Annotated in this window: 25 protein-coding genes; 8 read left to right on the top strand and 17 right to left on the bottom strand. The window is 41.9% G+C overall.

All coding sequences use genetic code 11. From position 1 onward, the window contains the following. Positions 1-338: 338 nt before the first annotated feature. Genes ACWQ4X_RS13025 through ACWQ4X_RS13015 form a run of 3 tightly spaced genes read left to right on the top strand, consistent with a single transcriptional unit; the run spans position 339 to position 1,681 of the window. Complete coding sequence (locus tag ACWQ4X_RS13025) at positions 339-743, top strand: DUF1254 domain-containing protein (RefSeq protein ID WP_457903928.1); 405 nt, start codon at positions 339-341, stop codon at positions 741-743. A 60-nt stretch (positions 744-803) separates the two neighbouring features. Beyond that, entirely contained in the window at positions 804-1,244 is a 441-nt protein-coding gene (locus tag ACWQ4X_RS13020; RefSeq protein ID WP_457903927.1) for a hypothetical protein, read from the top strand. Further along, the gene (locus ACWQ4X_RS13015) at positions 1,217-1,681 is read left to right on the top strand and encodes a DUF1214 domain-containing protein (RefSeq protein ID WP_457903926.1); all 465 of its coding nucleotides are present in this window, start codon (positions 1,217-1,219) and stop codon (positions 1,679-1,681) included. Before ACWQ4X_RS13020 ends, ACWQ4X_RS13015 begins: the two co-directional genes overlap by 28 nt. 220 nt (positions 1,682-1,901) lie before the next feature. Here the strand turns inward: ACWQ4X_RS13015 and ACWQ4X_RS13010 are convergent, their stop codons facing one another. The 9 genes from ACWQ4X_RS13010 to rplM all read right to left on the bottom strand — a co-directional run bounded on the left by ACWQ4X_RS13010 (position 1,902) and on the right by rplM (position 7,483). Next, the gene (locus tag ACWQ4X_RS13010; protein ID WP_100242117.1) at positions 1,902-2,309 is read right to left on the bottom strand and encodes a roadblock/LC7 domain-containing protein; all 408 of its coding nucleotides are present in this window, start codon (positions 2,307-2,309) and stop codon (positions 1,902-1,904) included. Positions 2,310-2,318: 9 nt separating this feature from the next. After that, entirely contained in the window at positions 2,319-2,876 is a 558-nt protein-coding gene (locus ACWQ4X_RS13005; RefSeq protein ID WP_142769460.1) for a GTP-binding protein, read from the bottom strand. Between the two features lie 9 nt (positions 2,877-2,885). Then, entirely contained in the window at positions 2,886-3,851 is a 966-nt protein-coding gene (locus tag ACWQ4X_RS13000) for a hypothetical protein (RefSeq protein ID WP_457903925.1), read from the bottom strand. A 90-nt stretch (positions 3,852-3,941) separates the two neighbouring features. Further along, on the bottom strand, positions 3,942-4,301 hold the full coding sequence (locus tag ACWQ4X_RS12995) for a roadblock/LC7 domain-containing protein (RefSeq protein WP_457903924.1): 360 nt from the start codon (positions 4,299-4,301) through the stop codon (positions 3,942-3,944). Positions 4,302-4,697: 396 nt separating this feature from the next. Further along, positions 4,698-5,351, bottom strand: coding sequence for a hypothetical protein (locus ACWQ4X_RS12990; protein ID WP_142769458.1), 654 nt, complete (start codon positions 5,349-5,351; stop codon positions 4,698-4,700). 17 nt (positions 5,352-5,368) lie between these two features. Then, positions 5,369-5,797 (bottom strand): ClpXP protease specificity-enhancing factor, encoded by a 429-nt coding sequence (locus ACWQ4X_RS12985; RefSeq protein WP_142769457.1) that lies wholly within the window; start codon positions 5,795-5,797, stop codon positions 5,369-5,371. 14 nt (positions 5,798-5,811) lie between these two features. Beyond that, positions 5,812-6,462: a glutathione S-transferase N-terminal domain-containing protein gene (locus tag ACWQ4X_RS12980; protein WP_142769456.1), complete on the bottom strand. Its 651-nt coding sequence runs from the start codon at positions 6,460-6,462 to the stop codon at positions 5,812-5,814. Between the two features lie 193 nt (positions 6,463-6,655). Beyond that, on the bottom strand, positions 6,656-7,042 hold the full coding sequence (rpsI, locus tag ACWQ4X_RS12975) for a 30S ribosomal protein S9 (RefSeq protein WP_068974925.1): 387 nt from the start codon (positions 7,040-7,042) through the stop codon (positions 6,656-6,658). Between the two features lie 12 nt (positions 7,043-7,054). Next, complete coding sequence (gene rplM / locus ACWQ4X_RS12970; protein ID WP_004695096.1) at positions 7,055-7,483, bottom strand: 50S ribosomal protein L13; 429 nt, start codon at positions 7,481-7,483, stop codon at positions 7,055-7,057. 526 nt (positions 7,484-8,009) lie between these two features. Between rplM and pdxA the strand changes: the two genes are divergently transcribed. Genes pdxA through ACWQ4X_RS12955 form a run of 3 tightly spaced genes read left to right on the top strand, consistent with a single transcriptional unit; the run spans position 8,010 to position 10,663 of the window. Further along, positions 8,010-8,978, top strand: a complete 969-nt coding sequence (gene pdxA, locus ACWQ4X_RS12965; RefSeq protein ID WP_457903923.1) for a 4-hydroxythreonine-4-phosphate dehydrogenase PdxA — start codon at positions 8,010-8,012, stop codon at positions 8,976-8,978. A gap of 33 nt (positions 8,979-9,011) precedes the next feature. Then, positions 9,012-9,821: a 16S rRNA (adenine(1518)-N(6)/adenine(1519)-N(6))-dimethyltransferase RsmA gene (rsmA, locus tag ACWQ4X_RS12960; protein WP_100242126.1), complete on the top strand. Its 810-nt coding sequence runs from the start codon at positions 9,012-9,014 to the stop codon at positions 9,819-9,821. Between the two features lie 2 nt (positions 9,822-9,823). Next, positions 9,824-10,663 (top strand): symmetrical bis(5'-nucleosyl)-tetraphosphatase, encoded by an 840-nt coding sequence (locus ACWQ4X_RS12955; protein ID WP_457903922.1) that lies wholly within the window; start codon positions 9,824-9,826, stop codon positions 10,661-10,663. A 33-nt stretch (positions 10,664-10,696) separates the two neighbouring features. Here ACWQ4X_RS12955 and ACWQ4X_RS12950 read toward each other — a convergent pair whose 3' ends face one another. The 7 genes from ACWQ4X_RS12950 to ACWQ4X_RS12920 all read right to left on the bottom strand — a co-directional run bounded on the left by ACWQ4X_RS12950 (position 10,697) and on the right by ACWQ4X_RS12920 (position 15,174). After that, complete coding sequence (locus ACWQ4X_RS12950; protein WP_457903932.1) at positions 10,697-11,140, bottom strand: DUF2147 domain-containing protein; 444 nt, start codon at positions 11,138-11,140, stop codon at positions 10,697-10,699. A 213-nt stretch (positions 11,141-11,353) separates the two neighbouring features. Further along, the gene (locus ACWQ4X_RS12945; protein WP_457903921.1) at positions 11,354-11,806 is read right to left on the bottom strand and encodes a DUF2147 domain-containing protein; all 453 of its coding nucleotides are present in this window, start codon (positions 11,804-11,806) and stop codon (positions 11,354-11,356) included. A gap of 189 nt (positions 11,807-11,995) precedes the next feature. Continuing rightward, a complete protein-coding gene (locus ACWQ4X_RS12940; RefSeq protein ID WP_100242130.1) occupies positions 11,996-12,442 on the bottom strand; it encodes a DUF2147 domain-containing protein in 447 nt (148 codons plus the stop codon). A gap of 90 nt (positions 12,443-12,532) precedes the next feature. Further along, positions 12,533-13,207, bottom strand: a complete 675-nt coding sequence (locus tag ACWQ4X_RS12935) for an LrgB family protein (RefSeq protein WP_100242131.1) — start codon at positions 13,205-13,207, stop codon at positions 12,533-12,535. Positions 13,208-13,218: 11 nt separating this feature from the next. After that, positions 13,219-13,590 carry a hypothetical protein gene (locus ACWQ4X_RS12930; RefSeq protein WP_100242132.1) on the bottom strand — a complete coding sequence of 124 codons (372 nt, stop codon included), beginning with the start codon at positions 13,588-13,590 and terminating at the stop codon, positions 13,219-13,221. A gap of 48 nt (positions 13,591-13,638) precedes the next feature. Beyond that, positions 13,639-14,970, bottom strand: a complete 1,332-nt coding sequence (gene hflX, locus ACWQ4X_RS12925; RefSeq protein ID WP_457903920.1) for a ribosome rescue GTPase HflX — start codon at positions 14,968-14,970, stop codon at positions 13,639-13,641. Between the two features lie 69 nt (positions 14,971-15,039). After that, on the bottom strand, positions 15,040-15,174 hold the full coding sequence (locus ACWQ4X_RS12920; protein WP_457903919.1) for a hypothetical protein: 135 nt from the start codon (positions 15,172-15,174) through the stop codon (positions 15,040-15,042). 185 nt (positions 15,175-15,359) lie between these two features. On the opposite strand from ACWQ4X_RS12920, the gene ACWQ4X_RS12915 reads away from it, so the two are divergent. Beyond that, positions 15,360-16,193 carry a lysophospholipid acyltransferase family protein gene (locus ACWQ4X_RS12915; protein ID WP_457903918.1) on the top strand — a complete coding sequence of 278 codons (834 nt, stop codon included), beginning with the start codon at positions 15,360-15,362 and terminating at the stop codon, positions 16,191-16,193. An 18-nt stretch (positions 16,194-16,211) separates the two neighbouring features. Here ACWQ4X_RS12915 and ACWQ4X_RS12910 read toward each other — a convergent pair whose 3' ends face one another. After that, a complete protein-coding gene (locus ACWQ4X_RS12910; RefSeq protein WP_457903931.1) occupies positions 16,212-17,843 on the bottom strand; it encodes a phospholipase D-like domain-containing protein in 1,632 nt (543 codons plus the stop codon). Between the two features lie 100 nt (positions 17,844-17,943). On the opposite strand from ACWQ4X_RS12910, the gene ACWQ4X_RS12905 reads away from it, so the two are divergent. Continuing rightward, a complete protein-coding gene (locus tag ACWQ4X_RS12905) occupies positions 17,944-18,957 on the top strand; it encodes a metallophosphoesterase (protein ID WP_457903917.1) in 1,014 nt (337 codons plus the stop codon). Positions 18,958-18,981: the final 24 nt, after the last annotated feature.

Here is an 18,981-nt window from a genome sequence, read left to right as displayed (position 1 = left end):
GGGTTAGTTGATGATTTTAAAAACGTGTGCTTTTTATTCGAAAATTAAAAAAAAGAGTGTATAAATAAGTTAAGGCTTAAAGATATAAGCAGTAAAAAGTTTAATCACAATGAATGCGCTAATTATTTTAAAAATATAGTGTATTCAATCATAAATAGTCAAATAAAGAGATGCTTATGAAAACAAAGATTTCTACCTTAGCTCTTGCCACAGCACTATCTTTTTCTACAGTACATGCTGATGTATCTTTTCCCAAAGACAGTCCACAATATGGGTAATGGAACACGGGAGCTGGACTTAAAGGTGAGCCAGTTGGTGGTCAACCACCGCAAGGCGCGATGCCATCTGTCACAGATTTTAATTATCAAGCTAAATATCAGGCGGCTTATCAGAGTTTATTGTGGAGTATTCCTGCCGTTGCAATTTATCGTTTACGTGGTGCTGCGCACGATAAGATTAAGGGGGATGACACCACGATTTTGGTTTGGAATCATACCGCAACCCCACGTTTAGAAGCGATTACAGCCAATAGCTTGACACCGTATATTACAGCTTATAGTGATTTGCAAAAAGGACCACTGGTTGTTGAGGTGCCACCTGCAAGTCAAGCAGGGCAGTTATATGGGCAGGTGGTCGATGCATGGCAATTGACTATTGCCGATATTGGTCCAGGTGGTATGGATGATGGAAAAGGAGGTAAATATTTATTTACTCCTCCAGGATATACAGGGCAGATTCCTTAAGGTTATATTCACGTTGCGTCTCCAAACTATAGGATTGGATTTGCTTTAAGATCAGTGGTTATGGCAAATAAAACTCAGGCAGATGCAGTAGATTATGCGCATAAATTGCGCGTTTATTATCTGAAAGATGCGACTAATCCGCCGAAGCAGAAATTTATTGCACCCGATGAGCAGGTTTTTCCAAGCCTGCCTTTTTATGATGAACGTGCATTTGATGATATCTACAAAATTTTTAGTGTAGAGCCTGTTCGTGCCCAAGATAAGGTCATGATGGGGATGCTATCGCAAATTGGGATAGAGAAAGGTCAGCCATTTAATCCAGATGAAACGACGCGTAAAGCAATGCGTCAAGCTGCGATAGATGTTTGGTATGCCATGCAGAACTGGTTGGATAATTATCCAAAATCTGAGCTGTATTGGCCAGATCGTCATTATATTTCATTGCTGATGACGGATAAGAATAAGACCTTTACGTGGATGACAATAAGATTGACTATGTAGCACGAGCAGCAGAATATTTCTGGTGTACCTATATGCCGAAAAAGCTCAGTAATACGCCATCGACACAATATATGATGGCAATGGCAGATAAATCTGCAAAGCCACTCTTAGCAGGAAAAACCTATAAATTAAACATTCCTAAAGATATGCCAGTGAAGCAATTCTGGGCATTAACCGTATATGACCGTGCAACGAATAGTTTTATTTATACACCGTCCGAACGCACTACAATTTCATCTTACGATTTAGATAAACTAAAGAAAAATTCTGATGGTTCTGTGACATTGTATGTTGGACCGCAAGCACCGAATGGCTTGGAATCAAATTGGATTCCAACCAAAGGTAAACGACCTTTACCAGCAATTCGTTTTTATGGCCCAACGGATGCAATGAATAATAAAACATTTAAGTTATCTGATTTTGAGCTTGTGCAGTAACTTGGTGGTTGTATTTTCATTGCAAAGATTAAAGCCGCTCTTTTTGAAGGGCGGCTTTTAAATGGAAGGAAATTTTTTGATTTTAAACAGGTTAGATCCTGAAAATTTAAATGATTGTAGTTGCGGGTTTAACGTTTAAAAATCCAATTGATCTTCATAAGCTTTGAAATAAGCAACTAGAATCTCAGAATTAGTCCGAGATGACGCTCTTGAATATATATTAGAAATTCGAAATGCGGCTACTGGCTGTCTTGAGCGAGTAGAGCAATTGCCCGAGTAAAACATCCTTCTCTGTTAAGGTCACAATAATCAATGGGTGTTTGCTTGAAGGAATTGAGGTGAGGATAGCTTTACCATTCTCTGCATCTAAAGTGATAGACTGACAGCCTTCTAGGTGAATTTCATTCATAAATGCGGCAACCATTGCCAAGATTGAACTACTAACTGCTGCAAGTTTAGTACTGTTATAACTATCCTTTTTATGCACGTGCCCTAATTCAAAACCATCTGTGCTACAGAGCATGACGTAATTAACACCACGAACATTCATGAGCAGGTCTTGCATTTCCTCTTTGGCAAATTGAATTAACTCTTTGGGTGCGGTACGGCTTTGCTCTAAAGTAAACATATCAAACCTCTATGATGGTGAATTGGCAATATTGGAGTTCACTTCAATTGAAGTAATCAGTGCTTCTAATAGCAGTAAAACATCCTCTTTTTTACGTGCATCAATAAAGAACAGCGGGGCAAATAACTCATTCTGTAACAACCAGTCTTTGTAGATACCTGTCGATTTTGCGGACTCCGAGATCATATCTGTATGCGTGATCCCAATGGCAATGTTGTCGGTAAAGTTCTGAAAGGTCTCCAAGTAACTTTCTAGTTCTTGAATAGGATGATCGGAATGATGGTCGATTAGGATGACCGCACCAATTGCCCCTTTGGTAATCGCTGACCAGATGAAATCAAAGCGGCTTTGCCCTGGTGTGCCGTAGAGTCCAATGGTAACATTATCCTCTAAAGTGATTTCGCCATAATCAATCCCAACTGTCGTCTGCATTTTGCTATGCCGTTCTGAGTCGGTGTTAAACGCTTCTGTATGTAGTACTGGAATTTCTGATAATGATTTAATCGCTTCAGTTTTACCAGCCCCCATACCCCCTGCAAATACAATTTTAAACCGTTGTAAAATCATAATATTTTCCTATATCCCCAATTTTTTTCTTAATTTTCCAAAGAAACTTTTAATAAAGCCTGAATCTTCGGTCGCTGCTGGAGCTTCTGGTGGATTAAAGTGCTTGTCCCAAATATTGATTTTGGAAATATTATTGGTCGCAATATTGGCAGCAATAAATCGCTGTGCAGTTTCTAATGGAATGTTAAGTTGTGATGCAATTTTTGAAACTTTCCCTCCTTGAATAAAGCAGCTTGAGAGTTGGAAAATGATCTGCCGATCAGCATCGAGTGGAGGTTTTGGCCACATATGAATTTTGAAATGTCCATCTTCAGGTGCCATTTCTTTTAAGAATAAAGGGGAATCCCAAAAAAATTGCCAGAGCCAGTCACTGAGAATATGCGCTTGTTTACGTGATACTTTCATAAAGCTACTGGTACTGGCGATGTCATAGCCAAAACCTGAATCGGTAAAAGCCTGTTCTCTTTCGGTTTTTAACCATGCAATGTTTTTTTGGACATCAATAATGGCAATGGTACCGAGAGTATCAAACAAATGGAGTTTGGAATGACGCTCTTTATCGAGCATTTTGCTGAAATATTCGAGTTTATAGGGTGTTTTCTTTGGATTCACCTCAAAGTATTGTTCGTGATGCTCCGTCATATTGGTATTCAGCAAATGCTGCAATATCCAGTCAGAGAAGCTCTGATGATTAACGATAGGTAGAGATAAAGTATTTTCTTTGATTAAATTTTCATGGTCTGTATTTTTTGTGATTTTGAGCCAAGGAAAATTTCGGCTTTGGATAATTTTTTGAATGCCGTCAGTGTCGTAAAAATTTTCATGGATAAATAAGCAGTCAATGGTTGGATCAGCTGCTGTGCTCCATTTAATTTCATACTGTTGTGGAATGAGATTACGTAGCTGGGTTTTAAGTTCTTCTGAATGATGAATACTTAAGCCAGTTATCGCAATATTAAGATATTGCTCAGTCATACTATCTCTACACGTCTTACAAGTTAAAAATCATAAATCAGGCCAGTTTCCCCCCTTGTCTAGATCAACCAGTCAAGGGGAGAGGGTCAATTATGCAAAATCTAACCCTTTTTCATAGCTTTTCAGTTCATGGCGCGCCATAGCGAGATTCGCTTTTGAGCGTTCAAGAACAAGATACAAGAACAGTTTTTCATTTCCTTCCAGTGGACGGATTAGATGGTACTGCTTACCCAAAGTGATCAATATGTCTTCAATAGTGTCATTCAAGTTCAGGGCATTTGCCACACGACGCTTTGAACGCACAACCTCTGTATTTCCTGCTGCAGCCAACTCTAGGTCAATATCTCCTCCACCTTGTGTTGCCAGTGCTAAACCGCTTTCTCCATCAACTAATGCTGCTGCATGGAAACCATCGATATTCGATAATGCCTCTAATGATACTCTAGCCATATTGATTCTCTTATGTTTTTTTAAAATTTTGATTGTTTTTAACTTGGTATCAAGTCAATTTGATTATATGAATGGCTGCAAAATTTTATCAATCTAAATTATTTTTGCTGCTAAAGAGAGGTGACAATTTGGATACAAATCTGAGGATCTGACTCAACTTTAATGTGATTTTATTCTCATATTGAAGTTGAAAATATGAATAAGCATATAAATCTGATGGTCAGATTCTGACAGAAATGAAAATGTAACATTGTGTAAATTTTATCGTGTAATCAAAAAGAAACTGTGTGTAAATTAGCATAATTGATGAATATTTGAGCGCTAATTCTTATTTTTTGATAGATTTCAGGTAGAAATGAAGATGATTACGAGTGAATCATCTTCATGTATCTGGGATTAAGCAAACATTTGGGTCGCTGCAGAATAAAGAACCCATAGAATTGCCAAAGCCACCACTGGCTCTAAAACTTTTGCCCAAGTCGGCACTGCAGTTTTTTCAACTTCAGCCACTTGTTCGTGGTGTTCTACTGCATTTTGATGAACCATTTGATTAAACTCCTTCATAGTCTCCTCTAATGATATCTCTTCTTCAGGGATCGGTTTAGAGCCTTTGAGTTCTGTTAGTTCATTTGTTGACCAGATCCAGTCCTCAGCTTGTCCTGACAAATGTTCAACTTGACCTGTGATCAGTTCACGTAAGCCTTTAATGCCATAGTTGCCGGTATCATCCAATTGTTTGAGTTCTGCCAACTGAAGAGACAACACTTCGGTCATGGCACGCTCAAATTCAGGCTTGCTCAGCTTGGAGTGGTTTTGGTCGGACGTGGTGAGGTGTCGGGCAATATCGACCACATAGAGCTGATCTTGCGATTGAATTTCTTGATAGAGCTTATTTTCATCGGTACGCCACAATGTGATTAGCTTACCGAGACTCAGTGTATTGATTTCAAGCAGGTGAGATTTGCGCTCACTTGGATCATACTGATTCAGAAGCTCAGGCTTTTGAAGGTGAATTTGCTCTGCAAAATATTGTACTAAGTCAAAAGCCATTATTACTTCCTCTTGTTCTAATCTAATAACCTCAAGCTTGGCTTTTTCTTGGGTTGTTCTTCGTTTTGTTCAGGTTCTGATTTTAAATCATCTTGCTGGACTTGAATATTTTCATATTCATTCGGATCAAAAAATAAGCCTTGCCCATTTTCACGAGCATAGATGCCTAATACTGCATATAGTGGCACATAAATATCGCGAGATACACCACCAAAACGTGCAGAGAAGGTAATTGCATCGTTACTCATATGCAGCTGATGGACTGCATGCGGCACAATATTCAATACAATTTGACCATCTTGAATGAATTGTTCAGGCACGCGTGTATTCGGTTGAGTCGCATCAACCAATAAATAGGGGGTTAAGTTGTTATCACAAATCCATTCATAAATGGCACGTGCCAAATAAGGACGTGTAGGGCTTAAATTGATTTCCTGTTCAGACATTATCCATTACTCGGTTATATCGATAAAAATTTGCTGTAGCGATTTTTTTCCTGCAAGGTCAGGGATTTGATAAATGCAGGGCGCTGGAAGATGCGTTGGCAATACAACAAGATTGGACGGCACAACTTGTGGGGCAATTCGATGCCCATAGAGTCTAACCGTAAGAAAATTGGCGCCAACATACAATCTAAAATTGTAAAGTTATCCGACATAAAATACGGATAGTGCTGGAAGAGCGGGGTTAAAGAGATCAGTGTATCTCTGAGTTTCTTTTGTGCTTTATGCTGTTCACTCTTATTCAGCGTATCTGGGTGACGCAACATAATGTCGGCTAATTTGAGCCAGTCTTGTTCAAAGCGCCAGATATATTGACGTTGTTCTGCCCGTGGAGCAGGTGCATCGGCATAGAGTTTATTTTGGCGATAACGATCATCCAAATATTCAGAAATAATGTTGGTATTGAATAATTTCAGATCATTTTCAATCAGCATGGGCAGTTGATGATAGGGATTCAAGCTTGCTAAGTCTTCATCCTCATAATCGAGCAAAATCAGATTAAATTTGATTTGTTTTTCGGCAAGGACGTAACGAATCCAATGGGAACGGAAGTCATCTGCATGACTATAGAGGGTAATTCCTTGGAGTGGCGTATTTTCGACAGACATAATCCCACAAAGCCGAGTGAATAATTAGAAAATGAATCGGTGATCAGCACAAGTTATTTGGCTTAGTGGTGATGATAACATTTTTGTTGTAGAGCAGGCGATGGAAACAATGTAGTTGTCTTTGATTATAAAGAGGGCAGCAATAAAAAAGCCTTGGATAAACCAAGGCTTTTTGTCCGATTCGGTAAACGAATTAACGTTTAGAGAATTGAGGACGTTTACGAGCTTTACGTAAACCAAGTTTCTTACGTTCAACTTCACGAGCATCACGAGTAACGAAACCAGCTTGACGAAGAGCAGGTTTTAAAGTTTCGTCAGCAGCGATCAATGCACGAGTAATACCGTGACGGATTGCGCCAGCTTGACCACCGATACCACCACCAGCAACAGTGATGTAAAGGTCATATTTCTCAGTAGCTTCAAGAAGCTCTAAAGGTTGACGTACAACCATACGAGCAGTTTCACGACCGAAATATTGCTCAAGAGTACGGTTGTTGATTACGAGTTTGCCAGTACCAGCAGATAGGAAAACACGTGCAGTTGCGGTCTTACGGCGACCTGTACCATAATTAGTAGCCATGTGCTGTATCCCTTAGATGTCCAAAACTTGTGGCTGTTGAGCAGCGTGTGGATGCTCAGTACCTGCATACACTTTCATTTTCTTGATCATTGCATAACCAAGAGGACCTTTTGGTAACATACCTTTAACAGCTTTTTCTAAAACTGCTTCTGGTTTGTGAGCGATTAACTTTTCAAAGTTAGTCTCACGGATACCACCAGGGAAGCCAGTGTGGCGATAGTATTTTTTATCAAGTGCTTTTTTACCAGTCACTTGAATTTCTTCAGCATTGATAACAACGATGTAGTCGCCAGTGTCAACGTGAGGAGTATAAGAAGTCTTGTGCTTACCGCGTAAACGACGAGCGATTTCAGTCGCAAGGCGACCTAAAGTTTTGCCAGAAGCATCAACAACGTACCAGTCGTGTTGAACTTCAGCAGGCTTAGCGCTGAGAGTTTTCATTTAAACCACTACCTATTATAGTTGGTTTGGACTATGGAATCTGTCCAAACAAAAGGAGACGCGATTCTAAACGAAGTCGTTAAGAATCACAAATGAAAATATGAATTTCAAGCGCTGTATTATAAGGGCAGTGTTGCTTTTTGACCAGTGTTTTTTAAGCAATTTGATTATTTCTTTACTTTTGGGTTGTTGCTTAAGCTGAAAAAAAGTTGGTAATTTAAAAAATAATAAAAACAATCATATAGCTTTTATTTTTTGCTGAAATTTGATTGATAATGCTACTACCCTGTACATGGCGATCATCATTTTTAGCTCAGCACAGGTGGCTTTAAGACCTCTATTTCATCTGATATGGAATTTCTGAGTAAAAGCTGAATAGGATTTAATCCACTCGAATAGGGACGTTGCGCGTTAAAGCGATGCAATTAACAATAGGATTTAGCTGAATAAATAGCAGAAGCAACGGTATTCCAGTCATAAATTCAGTAAAATAGGTTTATTCAAAATAAAGTGGTTTAGGTGAGTCATGCTTCCGCTCTATGTCACCAGTGGTGAACCTGCTGGAATTGGTCCTGATATCTGTTTAAGTCTGACAAACCGTGTGGATGAACGTCCAATTGTTGTCTTGGCGGATCTAAATTTACTGCAACAACGGGCAGCCATGCTCAAACTCGAGGTGGAACTGATTGCCTATACAGGACAACAGCAATCCTCTGCAGTTGGACAGCTTTATGTGGAGCATGTTGCTGTAAATGAGCCTGTGGTAGAAGGTGAGTTGAATCCGAATAATTCTGCCTATGTGCTCGAACAACTTAGACGTTCCGCGGATTATGCCATGACTGGAAAAAGTGTCGGTGTCGCGACTGCACCCGTACAAAAGTCAGTGATTAATGATGCTGGTATTGCGTTTAGTGGGCATACCGAATATTACCAAGAGTTTGCGGGTGTCGCGCGAGTGGTGATGATGCTGGCGACCAAAACCTTGCGTGTGGCGTTGGCAACCACGCATTTGCCTTTACGTGCTGTCGCAGATGCCATTACGGCAGAACGTCTACGTCAAGTGATTGATATTCTCCTGCATGATTTAAAAACCAAATTCAAGATTAGCCAGCCTAAAGTGCTGGTCTGTGGTTTGAATCCGCATGCAGGTGAGGGCGGTTATCTGGGCATGGAAGAAATTGAGGTGATTAACCCCGTACTGGAAAGCTATCGTGCTCAAGGGATTGATCTGAGTTTAAGCTTGCCTGCAGATACCTTATTTACCCCTGATAACTTGAAAGATGCCGATGCAGTTTTGGCGATGTATCACGATCAAGGCTTACCTGTGTTAAAATCACAAGGCTTTGGTGAAGCCATCAATATTACTTTGGGCTTACCCTTTATTCGTACTTCTGTAGATCATGGCACAGCACTCTCCCTTGCAGGCACAGGACAGGCAAAAAGTTCAAGCCTGAATGTTGCTGTGGATCTGGCTTTAGATTTGGCTCGACACTGATTTACTTTATCAATCTCACGTTGGAAATGTTTTATGTATCAAATTAATGCGCTTAACCCGAAAGAAGAAGGGCATCAGGCTCGTAAACGGTTTGGTCAAAACTTTTTGCATGATCAACGTGTCATTGCGAAAATTGTACGCTCGGTCAACCCACGTACCGGCGATAATATTGTCGAAATTGGACCGGGTTTAGCGGCATTAACTTCACCTTTAATTGGTGAATGTGATGCTTTGACCGTGGTCGAGTTGGACCGTGACTTAGCTGCGGGTTTGCCTGGGCGTGTGCCGCATCCAGAGCGTTTAACCATTGTGGAAACCGATGCGTTGAAATACGACTTTACCAACTTATTTGAAGAAGGTCGTCCATTACGCGTCGTGGGTAATTTGCCCTATAACATTTCTACGCCATTGTTGTTCCATCTCTTGGAATTTGGCGAAAAAATTAAAGACATGCACTTCATGTTGCAAAAAGAAGTGGTGGACCGTATTACCGCATCACCAAATACCAAGGAATATGGGCGTTTATCGGTAATGATTCAGTATTACTGTAAACCGACTTTTTTATTTGAAGTGCCACCGGGATCATTCAATCCACCACCGAAAGTGACTTCTGCAGTGTTCCGTTTAGAGCCGTATGCGACTAAACCAATTGTCGCGAAAGATGAAAAAGCTTTGGCACGCTTAGTGGCACACGTATTTACCCAGCGTCGCAAAACCTTACGCAACAGCTTAAAGGGCATGTTACGTGAAGATGGTTTTGAACAAGCGGGTGTTGATCCGATGGCACGCCCTGAAACTTTAAGCTTGGCGCAGTTCGTGGCTTTAGCAGATCAAATGGTGTAAACATGGCGCGCTACAATTATGTCATTGGAGATGTTCAGGGCTGTTTTGAAGCTTTGAAAGCACTCCTGAAATCGATTCAATTTGATCCTGACCAAGACTTTATCTGGTTTGCGGGCGACTTGGTGGCGCGTGGTGAAAACTCGATTGGCGCATTACGTTTTGTGAAGAAACTGGTGGAACGTGGCTCTGCTGCAACGGTATTGGGCAATCATGATCTGACGCTTTTGGCCTGCGCACGTGGTTTAAAACAGCTGAAAGAGAAAGATCATACCCGTGATGTGATTGATGCGATTGATAGTGATGATCTGATTGATTGGTTACGCAAACAGCCGCTGTGCTTATTTCCCAATGAACAGAGCATTTTGACCCATGCGGGGATTCCATGTATCTGGTCTGCGGAGCAAACGGCTGCTTTGGCGAAAGAAGTGGAAGCGGTGATTGGTCATGATGACTTTACGGTGATGGATGCCTTTTTACAAGACATGTATGGCACGCAACCTGATATTTGGTCTGAAGATTTAACAGGGCATGCTCGCTTACGCTGCATCACCAACTATTTAACTCGCATGCGTTTAACCAACGCTGAAGGGCGTCTGGAATTTAGCTTTAAAGATTCATTAAGTGACCCGATGCCAGAAGGATTCCAGCCTTGGTTTGAATTTGAGTCGAAGGCAGCACAAAGCCATCAAGTGATTTTTGGACATTGGGCAGCATTACAAGGCAAAACTATTCATCCGCATATTCAAAATGTCGATGGTGGATGTGTCTGGGGCAATCAATTAATTGCCTATCGTTTGGAAGATCAGCAATTGTTTGCAGTGGATAATCCTATGATGCACTGAAAAAAAAGCCACGGTTACGTGGCTTTTATGATTTTACTGGATTCTTACCCAAGTCTGGTTACGTCCCAATATAGATGCGCCCATATAGGCACGCAGCGATAAACGTTTGCCCGATGGATTGAGTTTCATCTTGGCATCATAAATTTGACCATTCAGCGGATCGATAACGCGTCCCCCATGATAACTCGACGTTCCATCGATATTCTTTAAACCTTTTAATACTGTCATGCCCAGAATCGGTTGATTGGTGTAGGGTGCTGAGCAATTGATGCAATTCGGTGGCGGCGTATAGCCTGGGCGCTTGATCAGATTAATGACTGTCCCTGAATAGGTATTATTGGCCTCTTTCTTAATTTCGATAGTGGCTTGGGGATTCCCTGATTTGTCATCAATATGCTGCCAAATACCTGTAATGTCTTTGGCGAATACGGGGCTTGCCGTCAGCATTAAACCGTAAATAAACATGCAAGAGAGCATTTTTCTCATTTTTTTCTATCCATTAGAAATCATTGACGTTGTTATATCCTTATAAAAATTATGTTAGGTAAGTTTTAGAAGTGCAGCAATGAGAAAACTGCTCAATTGGAAACTGTTGATTTTATTGGGTTTTACTTTTATTTTTAGTATGTTGTAGAGTTTTTTGCATACGGATTGGACCAGATTAGCCCAATGCCGTATCAGCCAGACGACTTAGTCGATTCTTAACCAAGTCTGATTACGTCCTAGTGCAGAAACCCCCATATAGGCCCTTAACGACAGACGTTTGCCTGAGGCATTTAACTTCATTTTTGCATCATAGAATTTGCCAGAAAGCGGGTCGATCACGCGTCCTTTTTCATAGCTGGAAGTGCCTTCCACTTGTTTCAGTCCCTTTAAAATCTCCATGCCTAAAATCGGTTGATTGGTGTAGGGAGCGGGACAATTATTACAACGTTCGCGTGGGGTATAACCTGGGCGTGGTGTGATTTTGACAATTTTACCCGTGAAGGTGTTGTTAGATTCTTTACGAATCTCAATGACTGCCTTGGGTGAACCTGTTTTATCGTCAATTTGCTGCCAAGTGCCTGTGATATCTTGTGCTAGCGCACCCGTACTGGCGATGACTAAACCTGTGAAGAAGCTTAAAGAGATGATTTTTTTCATGTATTCCCTGTTGATGTAAAAACCTTATACATTGTTATATCGCTGGGATATGTACACTCACTTTATCGTGTATCTCAATGAAAATGTTAAGATTTGGTAAACTACAGAGTCAGTTTGCTTGGAATTTGAAGATGATGAGTTTCACCATAAAAAAACCGCCTCTGCGGCGGTTTAAATGGATTGAATTTCTTATTCTTGGCGAATCCATGTCTGGCTGCGTCCTAGCGCAGAAACACCGACATATCCGCGTAAAGTTAAACGCTTACCGTTGGCACTCATCTTGGCTTTGGTACTGTAAATTTTGCCAGAAAGCGGGTCAATAATTTTACCCCCTGTATAATTTAAGCCTTCTTCATGCTTTAAGCCTTTCAGTACATCCATGCCTAAAATGGGCTTGTTGGTATATGGTGCAGGGCAGTCGATACAGGTGTCTTTTGGTGTATAGCCTGGGCGTGGAGTGACCTTCACCACTTTGGCAGTATAGGTGCCATTGGTTTCCTGACGAATCTCTAAAACAGCTTTGGATGAGCCTGTCTTATCATCAATATTTTTCCATGTGCCCGAAATATCTTCTGCAAAAGCCATGCTACTCAAAGCAGAAAAAACAAGTGCGCCAACTAATTTAGCTTTCCCCATCATAAATTCCTTTTTACTGACTTATTGACTAAACCAAAACTATCTTAGGCATGTTTGCTGCACAAAACAACCTTTGGAATGTTTTGTTGGTCACATATTTTGCAGGTAAAGTATGAAAGTTGGTAGCCAAATTGCGGTAAAAACAGCATTTACGGCCATACCAAATGCAGCATATCGTCCTGCCACACTTCCACGTTGCCAAGCTTGCGCCGTGCCAATTGCATGTGCAGCAAGCCCTAGCGCGAGTCCGGAGGCACGTTCATCATTGATGTGACGTAAAATTAGCGGGGAAAAAGCAGCGCCAATCACTCCAGATAAAATCACAATCAGAATGACTAGCGTGACTGGTGCGTGCAATAAAGTGGCAATATTAATTGCGATTGGTGTGGTGACGGCACGGGTGGCAAACGCCATGATGGTTGAATCTGCCATGTGTAACAGATAGGCCAAACTCATCGGTAGGGCGACAGCACTGATACTGGCAAACACCAAAATACTGACAATTGCCTTGGGTGGTAAATCATCATAGCGCATGGCAGCCAAAGGAATGGCCAGCGCAACCGTAACATAGCCCAATAAATGACTAAAAATGCTGTTGGTCTGTGCCATATAAGACTCATAAGGGATGCCGAATAAGAACAGCAAGCCAATCACGAAAAACATGCCAATCACGATGACAGGCACTTGCGGGATTTTTTTATTAATCGGCTTGGCACAGAGATAGGCAACCAGCGTAATGAGAAATCCAGAGAGAACAGAGAACATATGATGATTCCTTATAGCCAGTGCTTAGCCATTTTGGCGTAAATCCAGAGCGGAATGAGCGTACTCACCACCAGAACCAGCAAAAATAAAGGAATCTCGCTGCCCATATGGACCAGCATCAGCAAAGAGCCTGCACTAATCGGTAAAAAAGCAAAGGCACTTTCTTTCATGATTTTATTGTTGGTATCGACCAAACGAGCAGGGACTTTGCGAAACTTACGCCAGACTAACAATAAGATCAGTAAACTGATTAAGCCCATCAGGTTACCCAGTTCAGGATGATTGAACTGGGTCATGATCCATACGGCACACTCTCGAAATCCGACAATTAAACCCAGTGTGCCAACCCATGCTGGCCAATCCGTACTTTTTATCCAATCCATGATTTAGTCATTACATTAATAAATTTTACTTATCACGTTTTAACCGATTTAAGGTTTTATTTCAAACTCCTCAAGGGTTCTCTCGAACATGCGTGCTTTCTCCCCCAGAATTTGATCAAGTGGTAAATGTGCTTGTCGAATCAGTTGTTCTAATTTGGCTGGTGCAATTTTCACAGTGAGATGTAAATGACCTTCCTCATCATAATGTTCGGCTTGAATGACATTCAGTGCGTACAGTTGAGTCCGTAATTTGCCATAAGCAGGCAATAGCGTTAATTCAAAGCTTTGAATCTGTCCCATAAGACATTCATGTACCGCCTGTTGTAACAGCGCAATGCCTTGTCCCGTATGAGCAGAGACGTAAACACGTTCTGGACAATTTGGCTGGCTATACATAATTTTGGCTTCTTCACCACTTTGGTCAATTTTGTTATAGACCCGAAGTACAGGTACATCTGCTCCAATTTCCTTCAGAACTTTTTCGACCGCTTCAATCTGCTCCAGCATTTCTGGGCTGCTTGCATCAATCACATGCAAGAGCAGGGTGGCTTCCAGTGTTTCTTCTAAAGTGGCTTTAAAGGATTCGACTAAAGAATGAGAGAGATTTCGGACAAAACCGACGGTATCGGCTAACACCACGGTACCAATACCTTCCCAAGTCAGGCGGCGTAAGGTTGGATCTAAGGTCGCAAACAGTTGATCCGCCGCATAGACGTCGCTATTGGCAAGGACATTAAACAGCGTGGATTTTCCCGCATTGGTATAACCGACCAAGGATACCGTGGGAACTGCTGCTTTTTGACGGGCAACACGACCTTGTAGACGGGTCTGTCGCACTTTATCCAATTTGGCTTTGAGTTGCCCCATGCGAATTTTGAGTAAGCGGCGGTCTGTTTCAAGCAGGGTTTCACCTGGACCACGTAAACCGATCCCGCCTTTTTGGCTGTCCAAGGTACCGCGGCTACGAATCAAACGCGATGATAAATGCTGGAGTTGTGCCAATTCAACTTGCAGTTTACCTTCAAAGGTACGCGCACGCTGGGCAAAAATATCCAGAATCAGTTCGTTTCGATCCACGACACGACACTTTAAAATCTGTTCCAAATTACGGGCTTGTGCAGGTGTCAGGGCATGATCGAAAATCACCAGTTCGGCGTCATGCTCAGCCACCAGCTCCGCAATTTCATCTGCCTTGCCTGAACCAATAAACAGTTTGGCATCGGGTTTCACACGTTGCGCTTGCAGATGTGCCAAAATTTCAGCACCCGCAGATTGAGCCAGCAAATTGAATTCTTCGGCATCAAGATTTTCCAGCATTTGCACAGAAACGCTGACCAGAATAATGCGTTCACCACCTTGATGTCGTTGTAAATTTGCCACTCAGCCATTTCTCCACTTTAAAATTCTATTCTAGTGGAAAAAGGTCAGAGATGCTTGAGATTAGTCGATTTATAGTGTGGCTGCGAACAATTTGGCAAACAGGATGATGGCCGCGAAATATAAGATGCTAAAGCCAACAATCAATTGCAGCATATGCAACCAGTGATGAGGTTTGGATTTTCGTGGAGGAGTATGAGTATGCATCTGGTTCACCTATCAATTTTGATGCTTACAAAATCATCATAAGCGTGTTGTGAGATGAATTAAAATTGGATTTTGTAATGCTGATATTCGGTTTTTATAATCAATGCACATGCAGATTGAACAGTATAGAATGGAGCAAAGTTCATCAACAGACATTCATCGTTTCGCTGGTTAGTAATAAATTTATGAAAGAAAATGCAGCTGCTCAAACGTCTTCCTTGAATCCAATTTCTAAACTGTTTTTGTATGGTCGTAAACTCAGTGCGGGTTTTGGTGTGGTTTCAGAGGGCTTTTATCTGGTTGCCCGCCACGGTCTGTATAAAGATCCGAACAATGCCAACAATACCCGCTACGTGCAGTATTTTTGTCGCCAGTTGTGCAAGGTTTTTAATATTGATGTCGAAGTGCATGGTACGATTCCGCGTGAACCCGCACTGTGGGTGAGTAACCACATTTCTTGGCTAGATATTGCAGTATTAGGCTCAGGTGCGCGGGTGTTCTTTTTGGCAAAAGCTGAAATTGAAAAATGGCCAGTCTTTGGCAAGTTGGCGAAAGCGGGCGGAACGTTATTTATTAAACGTGGTTCGGGAGATTCGATTAAGATTCGCGAACAAATTACCGCATTTCTCAAACAAGACATTCCAGTGCTGTTTTTTCCTGAAGCGACCACGTCGGATGGTACACGTATTAAAAAAGTACATGGGCGACTTTTAGGGGCAGCGATAGAAGCACAGCGCCCAGTGCAAATCTGTGTCATTTGTTATGTGAATCAGCACGGTGAGCTGGACATGATTGCGCCGTTTATTGGCGATGTGACCTTTATTGACCATATTAAAAATGTACTGGAAATGCCGAAAGTGACCGCGCATTTGCTGACATTACCGACCCTTCATACCGAAGGGCACACGGTCGACAGTTTGACGGCTTTGGTACAGCGTGAAATGAATGCAGGTTTGGCTCAGTTACACCAGCGCGTGCTGCATACGGTTCAACCTTCTTCCAGCAGCGCTTTGGTTTAAGCGCTACATTTAGCAGGGTTACATAAAGCCTTCTACAGGTAACCATGAAATAAATTTGACGCCTGCTTTGTGCCACCATTTCATTTTTGGTTCTTTGGTGAAGGTTTTGACCTCACCATTTGGATGCGTGAGCTGCCAGTTAATTTTATTGTTGGCATCTAAAACCAGTTTATACGCGTATTTGGACAGATTTTTGTCCATGGTTTCATGCACGGCTTTTGCCAATGGCGGACTATTTAAAATCACTCCAATTTCGGTGTTCAGATAAGCAGAGCGCGGATCGAAGTTAAACGAGCCAATAAAGACTTGGTTTTCATCAATCGCCATCATTTTGGCATGCAAGCTGGAATGACTCAGACCTCTTAAACTGATTTTGGCTTTTTGTGACAGTTCTTCTGTATTGCGATACCAGTTTTCCTGTTCGGGTGCGGCAAGAAACTCATAGACTTGCACGCCATTTTCTAAGAGATCTTGGCGATATTTACCATAGAAGGCATGCACCAACGCCACATCATTGGCAATAAAAGAGTTGGTCAAGACACGAACCTGTACGCCTTTTTGCGAGATTTTTTCAAGGACATCGGCACCTTTCTTTTCAGGCACAAAATAGGCCGAAACAATATCTAGGCTGTCATTTGGTGCTTCTAGGCGGGAGATCAATTGATGATTGAGATAATCTTCAGGTTTGGCTTGATCTCGGGTCTTGTTTGGAGAGTCCTTGACCACCTCTGCTTTGACCCAGTCAAATTGAATGCTGTGATTGAGCCACTCTTCAAACGCCTGAGAGCGATTGGCCAAATCGAGGTAATTTTGCACCGCAACATCGGCATAGTGTTCATTGACCTGCTGTTTTAAGCCATCGTAGCGTAAGGTGTATTTTTTCGGATCAACAATTTGGTTCACGGGGTAAGCATAAGCGTCGTTCCAGTATTCATTGAACGAAGATGAAATCTGGTCTGCAGCGGTACCGACCAGCATCACATCGACATCAGAAAACTGATAATGATCACTGACGTTATAGTATTGGTTACTCATATTGCGTCCGCCAATCAGGGCAATCTGATTGTCCGCAATAAAGCTTTTATTGTGCATACGACGATTGACGCGTTTTAAGTCCAGCAGAATGTCCATGGCACGAAAATCGCGGAAACCGTAAGGATTATACAGTTTGACATCAATATTACGGTGTTGTGCCAGCGCCAAATACACGCCTTCCATCTTGCTGGCATTATTGTCATCAATCAGCATGCGGACTTTCACTCCGCGATCGGCAGCTTGAATAATCGCATGTAAGGCAATCGCGCCAATTTTGTCGTTATCCCAGATATAGTATTGTAAATCCAGAGTTTTTTCGGCACGTTCAATCAGGTGAATACGGGCTGCCAGTGCCTCTAGAGGATCATTCAATACATGAAAGCCAGTTAAGTCTGGATTTTGATCTCGTAAGGGTTCAATGATTTTGGCTAAAGATGTATGAGAAGTGTCAATATCAAATGAATTGACGACGGGTTGTGGCGTATATTGGGGAAGAGTCGAGCATGCAGGCAAGCCTAAGAGTAAACTGCTACACAGCAAAATGGCAGCTTTAGATGAGGTCTTCTTATTCATTACAGTTAACTGACGTTGCACAACGTGATTGCTCGGGCCCATTATACTCATTGCACTATAATCGCTAGATTTGGTTTGAGTATAATAGTCAGCTATGAAAAGATAAATATAAATAGATAATTAGTAACTGGTAGAGCGAGTAATGATTTTGACGAATGACTCGATGATTTACATTTTTTATGCAAGTTTCGTGCTGATTGCACTGTGGGCGATTGCACAGGCTTGGCATAGCCAGTCGCACACGGAAACCATCCATCCCTTCAAAGCGTTTGTTCATTTACTTGCCTTTTATTTGTCTTATTTGTTATGGCCTCTGGCATTCTTCAGTTTATATGCAGGCTGGAGCGGCTATTATTCCCTGCATGAAGCGGGTTTTGTATTCTTGCTGAGCTTGTTGCTGTTGTATGCGCGCTTTGTTGAACCGCATTGTGTACTGGTTAAAACGACACAGTATCAGTTAGATGCGGGCACGCGTATTCATAAACCCGTGAGAATTGCCTTGGTTGCCGATTTACATATTGGTTTATTTTCAGGACATGAACGACAGTTAAAAATTATTGTCGAGAAAATTAATCAGCAGCAGCCTGATTTGGTGGTGGTGGCAGGAGATTGGACTTACGAACCCGAAGATACTTTGGCGGATGAACTGGCACCGTTAAAAAATATTCAGGCGCCTGTGTATTCGGTATATGGCAATCATGATGAGCAATATCCCGGACCTCCGATTCAGGCGTTATTGAGTCATGCGTTGTCTGTCAATGAAGTGATCGATATTGAAGGGCAGATTGTCGAGTTTGAAGAATTTCGTCTCATCGGTGTGGGGGATTTGTGGGCAGGAAAAGCCGATATGCGCTATCTGCCTGATTTACCACAAGACAAACCTTGGGTGATTCTGTCGCATAACCCTGATACGGTGGATATGGTGCCAAAACTACCAAATCGCCCACTCATGTTGTCTGGACATACGCATGGTGGACAGGTCGAGCTGCCGTGGCTGACCGATTATGTGATGAAGAAAGTGTCAATTTTGGGGCATAAGAAAGGACTGTATAACCATGAACATGCTGATGTGTTTGTGACGGTCGGTACAGGGATGGTGGGAGTTCCGTTCCGTTTTCGCGTCCCACCGACCATTGATATTATTGAGTTGGTTTAAGCGCTATTTACTTCAAAATAAAGT

The sequence above is a fragment of the Acinetobacter sp. NigerLNRRAM0016 genome (genome assembly GCF_054112845.1).
The sequence above is the reverse complement of the archived record's forward strand: the minus strand, read 5'-3'. Positions and strand labels throughout refer to the sequence as shown.